At 66.0% G+C, this 344-nt stretch carries 1 protein-coding gene; it reads left to right on the plus strand.

Going from position 1 to position 344, the window contains the following annotated elements:
- A partial coding sequence (locus ACE38U_RS22390; RefSeq protein WP_375530540.1) for an invasin domain 3-containing protein occupies positions 1-344 on the plus strand: 344 nt, incomplete at both ends.

Below are 344 nucleotides of genomic sequence, written 5' to 3' on the forward strand. Positions count from 1 at the left end.
ACCAGCTACGTGGCCGGGTCGGACATGCAGGTGACGGCGACGTTGCAAGATGCGCAGCATAATCCGGTGGCCGGGCAGGATGCGGTGGTGCAGACCACCGCGGTCGCCGGGGCGACGCTGAAGGGGAGCTGGACTGACAATCAGGACGGCACTTACAGCGGCGTGTTCACCGCCACCACCGCCGGCACTGGCCTGAAGGCCACAATGACGGTGTCTGACGGGGAGGTGACCTCTGCCGCCTACGACATCACGGCTGCCGCGCCGGTGAAAGCAAACTCCACCCTCGTGCTGGACAAAGCCAGCTACGTGGCCGGGTCGGACATGCAGGTGACGGCGACGTTGCA

It is taken from the genome of Cedecea selenatireducens, assembly GCF_042138895.1.
In the GTDB taxonomy this organism is placed as follows: domain Bacteria; phylum Pseudomonadota; class Gammaproteobacteria; order Enterobacterales; family Enterobacteriaceae; genus Cedecea; species Cedecea selenatireducens.